This window comes from Flavobacterium antarcticum DSM 19726 (assembly GCF_000419685.1).
Lineage (GTDB): Bacteria > Bacteroidota > Bacteroidia > Flavobacteriales > Flavobacteriaceae > Flavobacterium > Flavobacterium antarcticum.
Map to the genome: position 1 here is coordinate 186,586 of NZ_ATTM01000004.1, position 17,850 is coordinate 204,435.

The following is a 17,850-nucleotide window of genomic DNA, read 5'->3' on the forward strand; positions in this document are numbered from 1 at the left end:
TAACGGGATTTTTTTTTGCTTCTCATTTTAATGCTACTATTTTAAATTTGCTAAACTTTGTTCTATTGTCGCAATCTTAGCTAAAGCATCAGTTTGTTTTTTACGTTCCATTTCCAATACTTTTTCAGGCGCTCCGTTTACAAACTTTTCGTTGGACAACTTCCCTTCTACCGACTTCAAGAATCCTTTAGTATAATTGAGCTCTTCGGTTAATTTAGCGATTTCAGCTTCCACATCAATACTTCCTGAAATTGGAATGAAGTATTCGTTCGATTTCACTCTAAATGACAACGCTCCTTCTACTTGCTCAGAAACGTACTCGAAATTAGTAATATTCCCTAACTTAGAAATAACCGAATCAAAGTGAACACTCATTTTTTCATTGTTTATTGCTTTCAATTCAATTGCATCTTTAAAAGCGATGTTCTTGTCTTTCCGAATTGTTCTAATGCCTGAAATGACTTCTATCGCATTATCAAAATCAGCAATTATTGTCTCGTCGTATGCCTTTAGAACAGGCCATTCAGAAACAATTAATGCTTCCTCTGGAGTTCGTTCAGCAATTAGGTGCCAAATTTCCTCTGTCAAAAACGGCATAAATGGATGCAACAATTTCATATTGTTTTCCATCATTTCAATTGCTTTTGCAAAAGTTTTTGCATCAATTGGTTGTTGGTAAGCGGGTTTGATCATTTCCAAGAACCAAGAACAGAAATCATCCCAAACTAATTTGTAGATTCCCATTAAAGCATCTGAAATTCTGTATTTTTCGAAATTATCTTCGATTTCTACTAACGTTTGTTGCAGTTTCGCTTCATACCATTCAATCGCCACTTTTGAAGATTCGGGTTGTGAAATTGTTTCAGAAACTTCCCAACCTTTAATCAGTTTGAATGCATTCCAAATCTTATTTGAAAACCCTTTTCCTTGGTTGCATAATTCTTCATCAAACATGATGTCGTTTCCGGCAGAAGCACTTAAAAGTAATCCTACACGAACGCCGTCTGCACCAAATTTCTCAATCAATTCTAACGGGTCTGGAGAATTTCCAAGCGATTTTGACATTTTACGACGTTGTTTGTCACGTACCAATCCTGTCAAATATACATTGTTAAACGGTTTTTCTCCTGTATATTCATAACCTGCAATAATCATTCGCGCCACCCAGAAAAACAAAATATCTGGACCCGTTACTAAATCATTTGTAGGATAATAGTATTTGAAATCTTCATTTTTAGGATCTAAAATTCCACCGAAAACTGCCATTGGCCACAACCATGAAGAAAACCAAGTGTCTAAAGCATCCGCATCTTGATTTAAATCTTGTGATTCAAGTTTAGAGTTTGAAGTTTTCTCGCGTGCTAATTTTAAAGCCTCGTCTATATTTTCTGCCACTACGAAATCTTCTTTTCCGTCGCCATAGAAATACGCTGGAATTTGTTGTCCCCACCAAAGTTGACGAGAAATATTCCAATCGCGTATGTTTTCCAACCAGTGACGATACGTATTTTCGAACTTCTTTGGATATAATTTAATTTCGTCTGTTTCTAAAACTGCTTTGATGGCTGGTTTTACTAAATCTTCCATTTTTAGAAACCATTGATCCGATAATCTTGGCTCGATAACGGCTTTTGTACGTTCAGACGTTCCTACTTTATTTAAGTGAATTTCGGTTTTAACCAAACTTCCATTTGCTTCTAATTCATTTTCGATTGCCGAACGAACTGCAAAACGATCTTGACCTTGGTAATGCAATCCAAAACTATTCAACGAAGCATCGTCGTTAAAAATGTCGATTACTTCCAAGTTGTGTTTGTCGCCCAACATTTTATCGTTCATGTCGTGAGCCGGCGTCACTTTCAAGCAACCTGTTCCAAACTCAATATCCACATATTCGTCTTCGATAATTGGAATTACTCGTCCGGCGATTGGAACAATCGCTTTTTTTCCTCTTAAATGAGTAAAACGCTCGTCGTTTGGATTGATGCAAATGGCAGTGTCACCAAAAATTGTTTCAGGACGCGTTGTCGCAATCGTTAAGAAGTCTTCACTTCCTTCGATTTTATATTTTAGGAAATATAATTTTCCGTTTTGTTCTTCGTAATTTACTTCTTCGTCCGACAAAGTCGTTTTTGCTTCTGGATCCCAATTTACCATTCGGTAACCGCGGTAAATCATGCCTTTGTTGTATAAATCAACAAATGATTTGATTACGGAAGCCGACATATCTTCATCCATGGTGAATTTTGTACGTTCCCAATCACACGAACAACCAAGTTGTTTCAGTTGCTCAAGAATAGTTCCGCCGTACTTATCCGTCCAATCATAGGCGTGCTTTAAAAATTCTTCACGGGTTAAATCTGCTTTATTGATTCCTTCACTTTTCAGTTTGGCTACCACTTTTGCTTCTGTTGCAATTGACGCATGATCCGTTCCCGGAACCCAACATGCATTAAAACCTTTTAGACGAGCACGACGGATTAATACATCTTGAATAGTATTGTTCAACATGTGTCCCATGTGTAAAACTCCTGTCACATTTGGTGGTGGAATTACAATGGTATATGGCGTTCTATGATCTGGAGTAGAATGAAAATAGTTGTTTTTCATCCAGTAATCGTACCATTTTTGCTCGATGTTTTTTGCGTCAAATTGTGCAGGTATTGTCATAGTATGGAAGTCGTTGTAACGTTTTATTTTTATTTAGATGTTGCTCAAAAATGGAAAAATAAATAGCCCCGATTGCATGGAATCTCGTCTTTTAGTGACGAGATGGAAGGAAAGCGGGAAAATGAAAACCTGAAAAAGCCCAAGCGGTTCGCTCCTAATTATATTTGGCATCCTTTTTGAAATCAGTACAAAAGTAAATAATTAAAGGCGTTTAAAAAATTAAGAATTAATAATTTGTTCTTTAATTAAAAGAAAGTAAATTTACGAACCCAATAAAATTAGAAAAAATGAGAAAATTATTACTTTTAGTAGCAGTTGTAGGTTTTAGCAGTTTGAGTTTTGGTCAAGCGAAGATTGAATTTACGGCGAAAGACAACACGATTGACTACGGTATCGTTTCGAAAGATTCTGATAGCGGTATACGTACTTTTGATTTTAAAAATACGGGAAATGCACCCTTGATTATTACAAATGTGCAATCCACTTGCGGTTGTACTGTTCCATCGAAACCAACAGAACCAATTATGCCCGGAAAAATGGGGAAAATTGATGTGAAATACAATATGGCTCCTGGTGCAATTAGAAAAACAATTACAGTAGAGTCGAATGCGACAAATTATGAAGGTGGAAGAGTTCCTTTGAAAATAAAAGGAAATGTTGTTGTAAAACAAGAAGTGAATCCACTTGAAAAATCAAAATCCATGATGGAGAAAAAATAATTAAAATTTTTCTTTACTAAAAGTGTAAAACCGTTTCATAAGCTGAAACGGTTTTTTTATGGTTAATTTTCTAGAATTTTAATTTCGACGCGACGGTTTTCGTTTTCTTCAAAATCACTTTTTTCAGGAATCGGATATATAGGTTGGGAAACGCCGTAACCTTTATAGGACAATCGGTTTCGTGCGATTTTATTTCGAATCAGATGATTGTAGATCGCTCGAGCTCTTGCCGTAGAAATGTGATCCAAACTGGTTGACAATTGACAACAGATATGTCCTTGAATTTCAATTTTAAGTTTTGGGTTCTCCTGCATGACGCAAAGTAAGTCGTATAAGGTGCTTTCTGATTTTGGAACAATTCGTGCTGAATTGTTGTAGAAATTGATGTTTTTCAATCGCACCACATCTCCTTTTTGCGCTATTTTAAAGGATTCCGCTAGGTTTTTTTCTTTAATTTGTTTCTCAGCTTGGGGGATTGCATTCGAGTACTCAATCTCCACTTTTCGGTTCAGCGCTTGATTTTTATCTTGTGTGAAATTTTTTCCAAAACCTTTTTGCAAATAATCTTTGTCAATCGCTATTTTATGTTCAGTGAGGTACTCAAAAACAGTCTGAACGCGTTGTAGTGAAAGCGTATCGTTGTATTCGCTGGTTCCTTTCCAATCACAAAAACCATAAATTTTAAGCACTTTGCTATCGGGTTGGGCCAAAATCCAGTCGTTTAGTGCTGTAAGTGCTGTAGGATTTAATTCGTACTTATTAAAATCAAAATATACAGCTATTTTTTCTTGTGAGAAACAAGAAAACAGTGAAGAAAAAAGGCAAAATGCTACTACAATTGCTTTCATACTGTGTTATTTAATCCCTTAAAATTAGTGAAAATTATCTAGTTTTCAATAATGAGTATTTCTACCCTACGGTTTGCAGCACGCTCTTGTTCGTTTTTTTCGGGTAATGGATAAAGTGGTTGTGTACTCCCAAATCCCTTGAACGTAACGCGACTCGTGTCAATTCCTTGGCTTTTTAAAAATCCTTTAATAGCTTTTGCACGTTGTGTGGAAAGCGTTTCCTTATTTGATGAATTGCAGCAGATGTGGCCCTGAACTTCGATTTTAAGTTGTGGATTTTGCATCATTACTAACAGCAATTCATACAATTTACCTCTGGAATCATTAGTAATCGCAAAGGTGTTGAATATAAAATTGAGATGCTCCAATTGCAACTTTTCACCTGATTTAGCTGTGGTGATTTTCTGCATAAAATTAGTGTCCAATGCATATTCAGAAACTGTTCCGTTTGGATTTTGAACTTGGAAGCTATCCGGATACCGAATTTCAGCTTTTGTTTTTTGAATCTTAATTTCTTCAGTAATTCCAAGTATTTCATTTTCACGAGCGAGGTCTTTTTCAAGAATGTAAAAAACATCAACTCTTCTGTTTTTAGATTTTTCTTGGTTCTGGACATGCTTTTCGCCGAAACTTATGGTTTTAAAATCGGAGCGAATTGTAATTTTATTTTCTACACATTTATAAATAAAGTCGACTCTTTTTTGAGCCAATGTATCGTTCATTTCTGACAAACCGTCTTTGTCCGTAAAACCATTAATAGCTACGATTTTTACTTTAGGATTTGCAGAAATCCACTCTAGTAATTTCTGATTTTCAGTTGGAATTAAATCAAATTTATTGGTTTCAAAATATACCGAAAATTGTTCTTGAGCGCTTGAAATTAGGCTCCCAAATAGAAATAAAACAAAAACCCAATTAATTTTAGACTTCATAAGTGTTGTATAAGTATCAAAACGAATTTACTACATTATTCGTATAAAAAAAAGACCTGAAAACATACATTTTCAGGTCTTATTCTTTTTATTTTTTTTAATTATCGTGTAAAAAGTAATTCACGGTATTTGGTCATTGGCCAAATTTCGTCGTCCACTAATAATTCTAATTTATCACAGTGTCTTCTGATTTCGTCGAAGAACGGAATTACTTTGTCGCAATACGTTTCCGCCATTTCTTGTGGATCTTCTAGTAAATTTGCAGCTTTACGCGTGGCAATCATTTCTGCCACATTTCGGTTAATTCCTTCAATGTGTTTTGAAATTTGCTTGATCAAAATGATTTGTTCACCAGCCGTTTTTTCAAATTCGTCTCCAAAAATTTCTTTCAAACCTCTTACATTTTCAATCAACGTATTTTGGTATTTGATAGCGGTTGGAATAATATGATTTCGAGCAATATCACCCAAAACGCGTGCTTCGATTTGGATTTTTTTAGTATATTCCTCAATCTCAATTTCATAACGTGCTTCTACTTCTACCGGATTCATGATGTTCATTTCACTATAAAGTGCAATAACACGTGGATCAATTTTTGCTTTTAAAGCCGTTGGCGTTGTTTTAGAATTGCTTAAACCACGTCTCACTGCTTCAACTTCCCATTCGTCGCTGTATCCGTCGCCTTCAAACAAAATTGATTTTGTGCTTTTGATGTATTCGCGTAAAACATTGAAAATTGCTTCGTCTTTCTTCAATTTTTTTCCTTCAATTAAAGCGTCTACTTCAATTTTAAAATCTTTCAATTGTTTTGCTACGATAGCATTTAAAGCAGTCATTGCATTTGCGCAATTTGCTGTTGAACCCACGGCTCTAAATTCCCATTTATTTCCTGTAAATGCAAAAGGAGAAGTTCTATTTCGATCGGTGTTGTCTAAAAGTACATCTGGAATTTTCCCAACCACGTTTAATTTTAGATCGGTTTTTTCTTCAGGAGATAATTTTCCATCCGAAACTCCTTCTAAGTTATTCAAAACATTTGTCAACTGTTCACCAATGAAAACAGAAATAATTGCTGGTGGCGCTTCATTGGCACCTAAACGATGATCGTTACTCGCTGTCGCAATTGTCGCTCTCAACAACGCTTCGTTATCATTTACCGCTTTAATTGTATTGATGAAAAAAGATAAAAACTGCAAATTACTCATAGGCGTTTTCCCTGGACTCAATAAATTAATTCCCGTATCACTTGCCAAAGACCAGTTGTTGTGTTTTCCAGAACCATTTACTCCTTTAAAAGGTTTTTCGTGAAAAAGAACTTTAAAATGATGACGTTCTGCAATTTTTTGCATCACATCCATCAATAATGAATTGTGATCTACAGCCAAGTTTGTTTCTTCAAAAATAGGCGCTAATTCAAATTGGTTTGGTGCCACTTCATTATGTCTTGTTTTCACTGGAATTCCAAGCAACATGCACTCTTGTTCCAATTCTCTCATGTAATTCAAAGCTCTCGTAGGAATGGATCCAAAATAATGATCTTCTAATTGTTGTCCTTTTGCAGACGTGTGTCCTAAAAGCGTTCTTCCTGTAACTAGAATATCGGGTCTTGAATTTGCTAATGCCTTGTCAATCAGGAAATATTCTTGTTCCCAACCTAAAGTGGCTGTCACTTTCTTTACGTTTTTGTCAAAATATTTACATACTTCAGTTGCAGCTTCATCAATTGCACTTAAAGCTCTCAATAGTGGCGTTTTATAATCTAAAGCTTCACCGGTGTACGAAATGAATACCGTTGGAATACATAAAGTAGTTCCAAAGATAAATGCTGGTGAAGTCGGATCCCAAGCGGTATAACCTCTCGCTTCAAATGTATTTCTGATTCCACCATTTGGAAAAGAAGAAGCATCTGGTTCTTGTTGCACCAATTGTGCTCCACCAAATTTTTCAAACGATTCTAAACCGTCATAAGAGGTTTCAAAAAACGCGTCGTGTTTTTCTGCTGTTGTTCCTGTTAACGGTTGAAACCAGTGGGTATAATGCGTCACTCCTTTTGAAAGTGCCCATTCTTTCATTCCCATTGCAATATAATCGGCTAAATTTCTGTCAATTTTTTTTCCAACTTGCATTGCTTCCTGAACACCTTTATAGGCATCATCTGTAAGAAATTGTTTCATCGATGCTTGGTTAAATACATTTTTACCAAAAAGAGCTGATTTTCTATCAGATTCTTCAAATTTAACCGGTTCTCTGTGAGTTGCATCATGTAATGCTTGGAAACGTAATGTTGACATAAAAATTTAGTATTAAATTGATAGTAAGTATAAAACTGAGTACAAAGATATTTTATTTATTAATGCAAAATAAATTTTACCCTATTTTTTTAGGGGTATAATCCAATAAATAAATTTAAATCATCAATACGAAACAATAAACGTATCAAAAATTATTTTAACCCCACTTAATTAGGGGCTAAAAATAAAAAAGGAGAAATAACGAATTGTCATTTCCCCTTTTTGAATTTAAAATAAAGATTCTATTATTTATTCAACACGGTGATTTTAGAATCATCAATATTGAACGCTTTAATTACAGAATTGTAATCGTTGAAATCCAATTCTGAATTTTTAGAAAAATATCCAGGAACTATTACAATTCTGAACGTTTGATTTTGAATAAATTGAGGAGTTGTTGCAATATTATATGTTCCACCGGCATAAATTGTAAAATCAACGCGAGAGAAATCAAAATCGTAATCTAATTCTCCTTCGTCTAAAAATAAGGTTCTAGGAATCAATTGCCAAATCGGAGTTTGTGCATTAATCGTACCTGCCATACGATAAATTAAAATATTATCAGAGTCAAGAATAACGGGAGTTAATTGTTGAAAAATAGTGTATTCGTTATTCTGATTGAGTTGAAAATTTACATTCTGCAATTCAAACACTTCACTTTCCGGTCCTGCAGGTCCTTGTGGTCCTGTATCACCATCACAACTTGATAGCGTTGTCAATCCAACTACGGCTAAAAATAGTAAAATACGTTTCATAATTTAGGTTTTTAAGATTAATGATGTTAAATGTATTTCAAAAACTAAACCAAAAAAAGAATTTAAGATAAATTTAGTGGTTAGTTGCTGCTTTTTGATAAATACGACTTCAAATACACCGATAAATAGACGAAATGAAGTTGTTGGTTTACTGAGATGAATGGCTTCCTTTGAAATTTCTCGTTGGTAAGATAATACTGTAATCCATTTTTAGTGGCAATTCCTTCAACTTGATGGAACGGCAACCCCAATTTTATTTTTCGTTTATTTCCTGAAAAAAACTCATTTTCTTTGTAGTCATATAATAGGTATAAAAACGGTTGAAGATTTTTTGAATAACCACAAAGTGCAATTATCTTTTTATCTTCTAAAAGCACACCACCGGTTACTAATCCATTTACATTTAAAGAAGCTCTGAATTTAGCTTTAAAGGTTCCTGCCAATTTTGGCAAAACATACAATCGTGTTTGTCCACTACTCCACTCTTTCGTCAATAAATACAAACTATCTTTCGTGACTAACATTGTTTCGCAATCAAAATTCGTGGTGTTTGACGTTTGTTTTTCAAAATTAATTTGGTCTTCAAAAGAAAAAGCTATAGTATCAATCACTATTTTATTTTCAAGTAAAGATTTCTTTTCGATTTTAAGAATATGCAAGTCTTGCCGATTTCCGCTGACGTTATTCCCAAAGTCTCCTATGTAAATATGCGAACTGTCTTGTGCAATCGCTTCCCAATCTTTGTTTTTAACTTTTAGTAAAGCAAATTTCTGCAAATTAATGCCCGTCGTGTCTAAACTGTACAGATTTGTATCGCCATCGTCGTTCATGGTCCATAATTTATCGTTCCAATAAATCAGACCGGAAGTTTCATGGATTGTATCACTAATTGGAACTGAGAAATTTGGATAAATTTTGGAAGACAAATAAATGCAACTTCCGTCGTTGATAATGGCATTCGGATTGTAATTTCTCGCTTCTAAATCTGTACAACCACTAATTTGCGCTAATAAAAGAGTAGGTGAAAATAAAACGATAGAAAAAAGTAGAAACCACTTCATTTATTCAGCAGTTTTTAATTTCAACATTACTTTCGTGCCTTGACTTTCAGATGAAATTTCGATGTCAAATTTCAATAAATCACTTAAACGACTGACAATTGACAATCCCAATCCCGTTCCTTTTACATCAGGATGTTCCGATGGATTGGAGCGGTAAAAACGGTTGAATACTTTATCAATATCCACTTTTGAAATTCCGATTCCAAAATCTTGTAGGGTGAAAATAATTTCGTTTTCTTGTTTCGCCACGTTGATGTCAATTTTGCCTTCATTAAACGAGTATTTTACCGCGTTTGAAATTAAATTATGAAGTACAATCGCGAATAAATACGGGTCCGTTTCGAAATAAAAGTCTTCTTCAAAAAACGAATTTACTTGTAGCTTTTTGTCGGAAATGGTTTCCGAATAAAGGGCTACAACATCTAAAACCATTGCGTTTAAGAAGGTTGTCTCGTATTTAATTTCATTTTGCTGATTTTCAAAACGGGCTAACAATAGTAGTTCATCCACCAAGAAATTCATTCGGTTTACTTCTGAAATGCAAAATTTTATCTTCTCTTCATATTCATTTTGTGTCCTCGGTTTGCGAGACAGCACTTCTAAAGTTCCTTTAATCACCGCTAATGGCGTTCGTAATTCATGGGAAGCATCTGACGTAAATTGTTTTTCGCGTTCGATGGCGCTTTCAATTCGGTCCAATAGATTATTGATTGTTTGTGATAGTGTATAAAGTTCATCCTTATTTTGCGGAAGCGGAATTCTAGTACTTAAATTGTCTTTTGAAATCAGAGAAGTAGTATCAATAATCGCAGAAATGGGCTTAATACTTCTTCCAACAATAAATCTGGTGATAAAATATAACACGATTAAAATCAGAAAATAACCTATAAATAAGATTTCACTTAAGTTGGTTACCACTGCTTTTGCGTCTTGTAACGACATCGCGATGACTACGTATCCAATCAATGCTTCGTCGTGAAATATCGGGAATTGTACCTGACGAATGTTGATTTCCTTTAATTTTGTATCGTAGAAAACTTCTTCTTCAATACCTTTTTTCAGCGATAGCGTATGATTTTCTAAATTGGGCGATTTGTCAAGGATTTTACCATTGACGTCTACTAATTGAATAAAAACGGGATGCAATCCGAGTGTAGTGTGTTCCCGTTCTTCCCATTCTTCCGGGTCCGCGATTTCAAAAGTGGTGGATTTTACAACTAATTGTTCTGTCGTGCTTTCCATTTCCACTTGCAAATCTTTGTCAATAGCACTGTAAACCCTAGCTTTTACACTGTAGTAAACGGCGAAAAACACCGCAAATATTAGTAAAGCCGTACTCACAATATAATAACGTGCAATTCGATTTTTGAAGGAAATAGTGGTCATAACAGAATTTAATCGTTTGCAATATAACCTATTCCGCGAATTGTTTTTATATATTCTTGGTCTTTTGGCAAATTTAATTTTTTCCGTATTCCGTTCATAAAAACATCAATTACACCCGAATCATATTCAAAATGGATGTTCCAAACTTCCTCAATAATTTGGGTTCGTGAACAAACGGTTCCTTTATTTTTCATCAGAAAATGGAGCAATTCAAATTCCCTTTGGGTAAAAGTAATTTCACGTTCATCCACAAAAACTTGATGCGTCAATCGATTCATCGAAATAGGACCTAAAGTCAGTTGTGTCGCTTCTGTATTTTCACGGAAATAAATACTAATTCGCGCTAAAAGTTCGTCAAAGCTGAACGGTTTTTTGATGTAATCGTTCGCTCCTCCTTTTAATCCTTCAATGGTTTCTTGAACGGTGTCTCGCGCTGTGAGAAAAATAATGGGCGTTTTTGTATCATTCGCTCTCACTTTTTTACAAACCTCAATTCCTGACATTTTTGGCATCATCCAATCCAGCAGGATCAAATCTGGTTTAGTTTTTTGAATTAATTCCCAACCTTTTTCGCCGTCATTTGCAGTTACAACTTCATAGTGTTCTTCTTCTAATCCTTGTTTTAGAAAATTGGTGATTCCAACTTCGTCTTCTATAATAGCTATTTTCATTCCGGTTTTTCGAAGAATTAAATTAATTTTATTGGTCTCGCAAAGTCGCGGAGACGCAAAGAGTTGCAATAAAAATTTCTGGTTAAAGATTTTACGAAATTAAAACATTTGTTTTTTTTGTGAATTAATACAAATTACAATTTGCTTGTTTTAGGATTGTATTCGTAAATTTAAAACAATTTTATTTCTCTTCCAATTTCTTATGGGTAAACAAATAATCAGCCGTTTGGTACCATGAAATTGCTTCCTTCGAAAAGGAATTATTCATTGGGATTTTGTTCAAACCGTTGGTTTCTTTGTTCCATTTGTAAAAATGCTTTTTCTTTTGATTGGATAAAATCATGATTTCGTCGTTTTTCATGTAACCCAATTTCAAATACGTTCCTAGAAAAGCACGGGGTTCAAAAGAAGTCGTTCGAACATCTTGTCCGTAAAAATTAGATTCATAATTCCAATTCAATAAACCAAATAACGTAGGAAATACATCAATTTGCGAACACAATTTTTCAATTTTTTCAGGTTTAATATTTGCACCGTAAATCATTGCCGGAATGTGATAATTGGCCACATCAATTTCATCTTTTCCTGCAGAACTTGCACAATGGTCGGCAATTACTACGAAGATGGTATTCTTGAACCAAGGTTTATTTTTAGATTTTTCAAACAATTGTTGCAAAGCAAAATCGGCATATTGAACCGCGCCATTCCTACTCGTTCCGGACGGAATCGCAATTTTTTTATCAGGATACGTAAACGGTCGATGATTGGAAGTCGTCATCACAAAGTTTAAAAACGGTTTCTTTTCGGCATGGTATTTATCGGCCACGGTAATCAATTTCTTGTACATGTCTTCATCACAAGCACCCCAAGCATTTTCAAAAGTAACTTCATCATCAGTAATATTGTAGCGTTTTGCTTTAATTTTATCACTCAAAATACTACCACGACCTCTGTCGTAAATGTCAAAACCATTTCCTCCAAAATACGCGTTCATGTTATCAAAATAACCGTCACCACCATAAAAGAAATTGCATTGGTAATTTTTCTGTTTGAAAACAGAAGCGATTGTAAATAAATTTGCATTGTTTGGACGTTTCACAATACTACTTCCCGGCGTTGGCGGAATGGACAAAGTAACCGCTTCCATACCACGAACTGTTCGTGTTCCTGTAGCATATAAATTACTAAATAGAAGACTTTCTTGAGCCAATTTATCCATAAAAGGCGTGATGGCTTTGTCATTTCCAAATTCCCGCATGAAGTTGGCACTCATACTTTCCATCAATACAAAAACCACATTAGGTCGCTGTTCACTCGCTAGAGAATCTGAAATCGTTCGTCTGATAGATATAGAATCCGCATTAAATTTAGTTTGTGGATTTTTAAGATTTGCACGTACGATTGCAAACGCTTCGTCTGTAGGAAGGGTTTCATAAAACGTTTCATAATCGAGTTTACTGTTTCTTAATTCCGCAAAAAACGAATAAATTCCTGCCTTTGATATTTCGTTCGTATAGCGATTTTCTGACCATTCCGCATCTGCATTTTTAATGTATGCAACATAAAAACCGGCAATTAGTAACGCAATAATGAACGGAATAATTCTAGTTTTGAAAGGAGACTTTGTAGAAAATGTTTCACGAAAACTACCTCTCTTTTTGAACACAAACAAAATACCAAAAGTTATCAAGAGCATTGCAGGAATTAAAATCACGAGCGGATAGGATTCGTTGATGTTTTTGACGACTTCAAAAGTGTAAATCAAATAATCGACTGCTACGAAATTAAAACGACATTTGAATTCGTCCCAAAAAGTGATTTCAGCAAAGAAAGTGAAGACAAATAGTAATACAGTTAATGTGAAAAAGAAGTAAATTAAAGATTTATCAACGATACTACCAATCCATTTTTTGGGCATTATTAATAAGTAGAAACTACTGATTAACCATACAAAAGAAAGAATGCCTAAATCAAAAAAGATTCCGTAGAAAATAGTTTTCACTAGACCAAAAATAGAATGATTGATTTCAGAAAACTGCCACACTATAAAAATGACACGAAGGAAAAGTGAAAATAATAAGAACCAAATTGAAAAATCAGACAGTAATTTGAATCGTTTTGGGAATTGGATTTGCATTTTAAAAATTGAATTGGTTTACAGAACAAAATTCAATTTTTAAAGATTAATTAGACTTAAGAGTTGCTAAAGTGTTTCTTAAGATTGGCTTAAAATAGTAAAATATTTTACTCAGATTACACGAATTTTCACAGATTTATTGAGATAAAAACGTTCTTGATTTTTTGTGTTTCCTGCAAGGTTTCCATCCCGAATAATATCAGGATTGTAAGTATTAACTTATTTAAACTGATACCTACAAGGTCAAAAAAAAGACCTTGCAGGATGTTGAAAAGAGACTAAAGCATTCCATTATACTTTCTAACAAACCACTCTATCGCTAAAAATAACGCCATTAGAATCAACAATAAAACAGTGTCAATTAACGGTTTTTTATTTGTGATTTGTTTTTCAACTGCCGTGTAATCCGTGTTGTTTTTTAAGGAATCAATTAAGGCTTCAATTTGGTTTGGCATAAAAGCTTGACCATTTGTTTGGGTTGCCAATTGGGCTAATTGTTGCACGTTTGGGTTTACAAATTGCTGTTCAATGTCAAAATCAAGTAATTCAAAAGTGTTTGAATATGTTGTATTTGAGTTTAATTCTTTGACTACAAAACTATATTTTCCGGCAGGCAAGCTTTCTAAATCGACGGAGAAGGAATTGTTGCTTTTTAATAAATCGTAATTTTTAATTTTGTTGGTTTCTGTATTTTTAATAGCGATAGTCAACCTTGCTTTTTCGTCAAACTCGTAATTTTTATTGAAATATTGAGCAGAAATAATTAAAGCATCGCCTGAATTATAAAATGATTCGTGTTCAACGACTAATGATTTTCGGGAACTTGTAGTGGCTAAATACTGCACAATTTTATCTACAAAAATATCAAAAGATTCAAAAGATTCTTTCTTGATATTGGTTTGCATACGCCATCTCCAAATATTTTCTCCTATTAAATAAGCCGTTCGCGGACTTTGATTATTAAACGCCAATAACGGCGAACCTGCATCAATAGCGCGAATTTTTGAACCTAATAAAGTAGTTGTTGCTCCATTGATTTGCACGGTTCCGAAGAGATTGTTTAACGGTGGAAAACTTTCGAATCCAATATTTTCAATTGAAAACAAGTTGAAATTAGTGTCAAACGTAGCCGTAAATTCCTCCGATTGGTTGCTCATTTTAAAAACCAAATCATTTTGTTGTTGGTTCAGAAAATTATAATCGGTTTGGGTTCCTGTAATAATCCATGTTGGAAGTTGCAGGTTTTTATTGGTATCAAAAACAGTTTTGAAAGTCGCATTGGGTTGGTACAAAATCAACACATTGTACTTGGTCAAATCACTTGCATCAGGTTTTAGAAGTGTGACATTTCGTTGAGAATTTTGTTCAATCGAACGTTTCAACGCACTAATATCCGGATGATTTATTGCCGAAATAATCGCAACTTCTGACTTCTGGTCGATGACCTCAACGGCGAATTTCTTGCTGTTGTTATAGGTGTTTTTTTCTTGCAGTTTTGAAGAAATCGTTGCTTGATAGATTTGCAATCCCACAGAATTAGCGGGTAAAAGCAAATTTAAAATCGCTGTTTTTTTGTTGGGTCCAAAAGAAACGCTTTGTTTAACCACGTTTGAATTTCCTTGTTTGATATTGAAATTCGCTTCTACAGTTTGTGTTCCTGAATAACTTAAAAATACTTCTACGAGAAACTTGTTTTTGTGAAAAGCATACTTGTTTACATTGATTTGATTGATTTTCAAATCTAAAAATGTAGTCGTGTCGCCTAAAACTACAGGATAAACCGAAGTTTTATTTGGAAAACCATACACGTAATCAGAACCCATCGTTTGGTTTCCGTCTGTCATTAAAACGATTGGAAAACGTTTGTTTTTGTGGATGCTTTTTAAGTTTTTAGCTACTTCCTCAATGTTGGATTGAGTGCCTTTGAAATCAAATTCAGATTCAGTTTCAAACTCGCTGTCGAAACGGTACGTTTGAATTTCAAACTTGTCTTGTAAGTCTTTATTGGTGCTTAATTGTTCGTAAACTTGTCTTGCAACTTTATCCGCTTTTAAGTAATTTATGGAAGCCGAATTATCCATTACCAAAGCCAAAGGTGTTTTCTGCACTTCGTACGTTTGACTGGTAATCTTTGGATTTATGAGTAAAAGAAATATCCCGAAGTACACACCAAAACGCAATAAAGCCAAAAACAAATGCAGTTTTGACTTGTTTTTGGCTTTGTAATAATATTGAAAATAGGACAATCCACCGGCTATAACTATTGAAAGTAGTAGTAATAAGAGGGTGGATGTTGTCATTTATGAATTGGGATTTTTGATTTATGATTTAGCGTTAGGAATGAGGAACTTCTGTTGAAAACGAATCCCCTAGCCCAGATAGTAGTGGAAATCCTTTATCGTCCGGGGTTCGGAACATAAAGATTGCAACGGATAGCTGGAAATAGCTCCTGAAATAAATTCAGAATAAATCCTAAAAAATCAACTTAAAATACGATTAAGTTAACATCCCACCACAAACATTCATCACTTGACCCGTAACATACGTACTCATATCTGAAGCGAAAAACAGACATGCGTTTGCCACATCTTCTGTACTACCGCCACGTTTTAATGGGATACTTTCTCTCCAACCTTTTACGACGTCTTCGTTTAGTTTAGCAGTCATTTCCGTTTCGATGAAACCTGGAGCGATTGCGTTGCAACGAATGTTACGTGAACCCAACTCTAATGCCACCGATTTTGTGAAACCAATAACTCCTGCTTTTGAAGCAGCATAATTGGTTTGACCTGCGTTTCCTTTCACTCCCACAACCGATGCCATGTTGATGATTGAACCCGAACGTTGCTTTAAAAATGTTTTTTGGATTGCTTTTGTCATGTTGAAAACCGACTTCAAGTTGACGTCAATTACTTGGTCAAAATCAGCTTCAGACATACGCATTAGCAAGTTGTCTTTTGTAATTCCAGCGTTGTTGATTAAGACATCTACTGAACCGAAATCTTCTAAAACGGCTTGAACAAACGTTTCCGCTTCGTCAAATTTTGCTGCATTAGATTGGTATCCTTTCGCTTTAACACCCATGGCATTCAATTCTTTTTCCAATGCTTCAGCCGATGCTGCAGATGAACTATAGGTGAAAGCGACATTTGCGCCATTTTTTGCAAAAGTTTCTGCAATTCCTTTACCAATACCACGGCTTCCGCCTGTGATGATAACTGTTTTTCCTTCTAGTAATTTCATATACTTAAATATTATTTTTAAAGAAATAGTGACTTTTTAATGACTGCCAAATATAGTATAATTGCAAAGAACTAAAAAATTAAAAACACAATTGATTTAAAGTGTAAATTAGCGTTTGTATTGAAATTAATTTTCCCTTAAGATTAGTTTCTTATTGAAATATGGCTGTATTTTCGACGTTAATTTGCTGTTGATTTATTTTAAACTCCCCCACTATGCGAAATTTTAATATCATTTATTTTTTGTTTTTTGCTTCGTTGCATTCGTTTTCACAAACTGCAACTGACTCGATTAACACTGCTATTCCTGCGGTCGAAACCACACAATTAAAGTTCGCTACCAAGCAATTAATTATTCCTGCCGTCTTAATGACGTATGGAATTGTAGCAATCGAGAGTGATTATTTGAAATTAATCAACGTTGAACTTCGGGATGAATTAAAGGAAACGATTGATGATAAATTTACCATCGATGACTTTTCGCAGTACGCTCCAATGGCCTCGGTTTATATTTTGAATAACGTGGGTATTGAAGGGAAAAACAATTTAAAAGACCGTTCCATTATTTTAGCAACTTCGTATGCATTGATGGCGGCAACTACTTTAGGATTGAAAAGTGTGACGCAAATTGAGCGTCCAGATGGAAGTTCAAATAATTCTTTTCCTTCGGGTCATACGGCAACGGCTTTTGCAGGCGCTGAATTTTTGTGGCAAGAATACAAAGATGTGAATATCTGGGTCGGAATTTCCGGTTATGCGGTTGCTGCAGGAACGGGGTTTTTTAGAATTTATAACGGTCGGCACTGGCTCTCTGATGTAGCAATGGGTGCCGGAATTGGAATTTTGAGCACCAAAGCAGCCTATTGGATGTATCCGTATTTAAAGAAACATTTGTTTACTAAAGAACGCAATACGACTTCGATGATTGCTCCTTTTTATAATGGAAAACAGAGTGGTATTGGGTTTGTGATGGTGTTTTGATATATGATACATGGTTGAAATGGAGGGCAATTGATAGAATGTTTTTATATAATGAACCCACGGTTGAAACCGTGGGCAATATTTTATGCGAATATGGGCCACGGTTTTAACCGTGGTGTTGAAAGATAATTATTTTTTTATAATGATCCAAGTTGAA

13 protein-coding genes are annotated in these 17,850 nt (G+C 34.7%); 2 read left to right on the forward strand and 11 right to left on the reverse strand.

What is annotated here, in order from left to right:
- Nucleotides 1-36: 36 nt before the first annotated feature.
- Nucleotides 37-2,670, reverse strand: a complete 2,634-nt coding sequence (locus YWA_RS0108215) for a valine--tRNA ligase (protein WP_022828032.1) — start codon at nucleotides 2,668-2,670, stop codon at nucleotides 37-39.
- Between the two features lie 287 nt (nucleotides 2,671-2,957).
- On the opposite strand from YWA_RS0108215, the gene YWA_RS0108220 reads away from it, so the two are divergent.
- A complete protein-coding gene (locus YWA_RS0108220; RefSeq protein WP_022828033.1) occupies nucleotides 2,958-3,389 on the forward strand; it encodes a DUF1573 domain-containing protein in 432 nt (143 codons plus the stop codon).
- A gap of 62 nt (nucleotides 3,390-3,451) precedes the next feature.
- Here the strand turns inward: YWA_RS0108220 and YWA_RS0108225 are convergent, their stop codons facing one another.
- From YWA_RS0108225 to fabG, 10 genes are all read right to left on the reverse strand, one after another.
- Nucleotides 3,452-4,237, reverse strand: coding sequence for an OmpA family protein (locus tag YWA_RS0108225; protein ID WP_022828034.1), 786 nt, complete (start codon nucleotides 4,235-4,237; stop codon nucleotides 3,452-3,454).
- A 38-nt stretch (nucleotides 4,238-4,275) separates the two neighbouring features.
- Complete coding sequence (locus YWA_RS0108230; RefSeq protein ID WP_022828035.1) at nucleotides 4,276-5,169, reverse strand: OmpA family protein; 894 nt, start codon at nucleotides 5,167-5,169, stop codon at nucleotides 4,276-4,278.
- A gap of 101 nt (nucleotides 5,170-5,270) precedes the next feature.
- A complete protein-coding gene (locus YWA_RS0108235; RefSeq protein WP_022828036.1) occupies nucleotides 5,271-7,460 on the reverse strand; it encodes a glutamine synthetase III family protein in 2,190 nt (729 codons plus the stop codon).
- A 245-nt stretch (nucleotides 7,461-7,705) separates the two neighbouring features.
- Nucleotides 7,706-8,215, reverse strand: a complete 510-nt coding sequence (locus tag YWA_RS0108240) for a hypothetical protein (RefSeq protein ID WP_022828037.1) — start codon at nucleotides 8,213-8,215, stop codon at nucleotides 7,706-7,708.
- An 80-nt stretch (nucleotides 8,216-8,295) separates the two neighbouring features.
- A complete protein-coding gene (locus tag YWA_RS0108245; RefSeq protein ID WP_022828038.1) occupies nucleotides 8,296-9,276 on the reverse strand; it encodes a hypothetical protein in 981 nt (326 codons plus the stop codon).
- Nucleotides 9,277-10,662 (reverse strand): sensor histidine kinase, encoded by a 1,386-nt coding sequence (locus YWA_RS0108250; RefSeq protein ID WP_022828039.1) that lies wholly within the window; start codon nucleotides 10,660-10,662, stop codon nucleotides 9,277-9,279. It lies immediately after the preceding gene.
- 8 nt (nucleotides 10,663-10,670) lie between these two features.
- Nucleotides 10,671-11,333 carry a response regulator transcription factor gene (locus tag YWA_RS0108255; RefSeq protein ID WP_026718679.1) on the reverse strand — a complete coding sequence of 221 codons (663 nt, stop codon included), beginning with the start codon at nucleotides 11,331-11,333 and terminating at the stop codon, nucleotides 10,671-10,673.
- Nucleotides 11,334-11,514: 181 nt separating this feature from the next.
- Nucleotides 11,515-13,470, reverse strand: coding sequence for an LTA synthase family protein (locus YWA_RS0108260; protein WP_022828041.1), 1,956 nt, complete (start codon nucleotides 13,468-13,470; stop codon nucleotides 11,515-11,517).
- Between the two features lie 278 nt (nucleotides 13,471-13,748).
- Complete coding sequence (locus YWA_RS0108265) at nucleotides 13,749-15,770, reverse strand: hypothetical protein (protein ID WP_022828042.1); 2,022 nt, start codon at nucleotides 15,768-15,770, stop codon at nucleotides 13,749-13,751.
- Between the two features lie 196 nt (nucleotides 15,771-15,966).
- Nucleotides 15,967-16,713 (reverse strand): 3-oxoacyl-[acyl-carrier-protein] reductase, encoded by a 747-nt coding sequence (fabG, locus tag YWA_RS0108270; RefSeq protein WP_022828043.1) that lies wholly within the window; start codon nucleotides 16,711-16,713, stop codon nucleotides 15,967-15,969.
- Nucleotides 16,714-16,928: 215 nt separating this feature from the next.
- On the opposite strand from fabG, the gene YWA_RS0108275 reads away from it, so the two are divergent.
- Complete coding sequence (locus YWA_RS0108275) at nucleotides 16,929-17,693, forward strand: phosphatase PAP2 family protein (protein WP_022828044.1); 765 nt, start codon at nucleotides 16,929-16,931, stop codon at nucleotides 17,691-17,693.
- Nucleotides 17,694-17,850 lie beyond the last annotated feature (157 nt).

Excerpts from the sequence above, each read along its gene's own strand:
- YWA_RS0108225 (WP_022828034.1), bottom strand. The coding sequence starts at position 4,237 with ATGAAAGCAATTGTAGTAGCATTTTGCCTTTTTTCTTCACTGTTTTCT.
- YWA_RS0108265 (WP_022828042.1), bottom strand. The coding sequence starts at position 15,770 with ATGACAACATCCACCCTCTTATTACTACTACTTTCAATAGTTATAGCC.
- YWA_RS0108250 (WP_022828039.1), bottom strand. The coding sequence starts at position 10,662 with ATGACCACTATTTCCTTCAAAAATCGAATTGCACGTTATTATATTGTG.
- YWA_RS0108220 (WP_022828033.1), top strand. The coding sequence starts at position 2,958 with ATGAGAAAATTATTACTTTTAGTAGCAGTTGTAGGTTTTAGCAGTTTG.
- YWA_RS0108215 (WP_022828032.1), bottom strand. The coding sequence starts at position 2,670 with ATGACAATACCTGCACAATTTGACGCAAAAAACATCGAGCAAAAATGG.
- YWA_RS0108235 (WP_022828036.1), bottom strand. The coding sequence starts at position 7,460 with ATGTCAACATTACGTTTCCAAGCATTACATGATGCAACTCACAGAGAA.
- fabG (WP_022828043.1), bottom strand. The coding sequence starts at position 16,713 with ATGAAATTACTAGAAGGAAAAACAGTTATCATCACAGGCGGAAGCCGT.
- YWA_RS0108275 (WP_022828044.1), top strand. The coding sequence starts at position 16,929 with ATGCGAAATTTTAATATCATTTATTTTTTGTTTTTTGCTTCGTTGCAT.
- YWA_RS0108245 (WP_022828038.1), bottom strand. The coding sequence starts at position 9,276 with ATGAAGTGGTTTCTACTTTTTTCTATCGTTTTATTTTCACCTACTCTT.
- YWA_RS0108255 (WP_026718679.1), bottom strand. The coding sequence starts at position 11,333 with ATGAAAATAGCTATTATAGAAGACGAAGTTGGAATCACCAATTTTCTA.
- YWA_RS0108260 (WP_022828041.1), bottom strand. The coding sequence starts at position 13,470 with ATGCAAATCCAATTCCCAAAACGATTCAAATTACTGTCTGATTTTTCA.
- YWA_RS0108240 (WP_022828037.1), bottom strand. The coding sequence starts at position 8,215 with ATGAAACGTATTTTACTATTTTTAGCCGTAGTTGGATTGACAACGCTA.
- YWA_RS0108230 (WP_022828035.1), bottom strand. The coding sequence starts at position 5,169 with ATGAAGTCTAAAATTAATTGGGTTTTTGTTTTATTTCTATTTGGGAGC.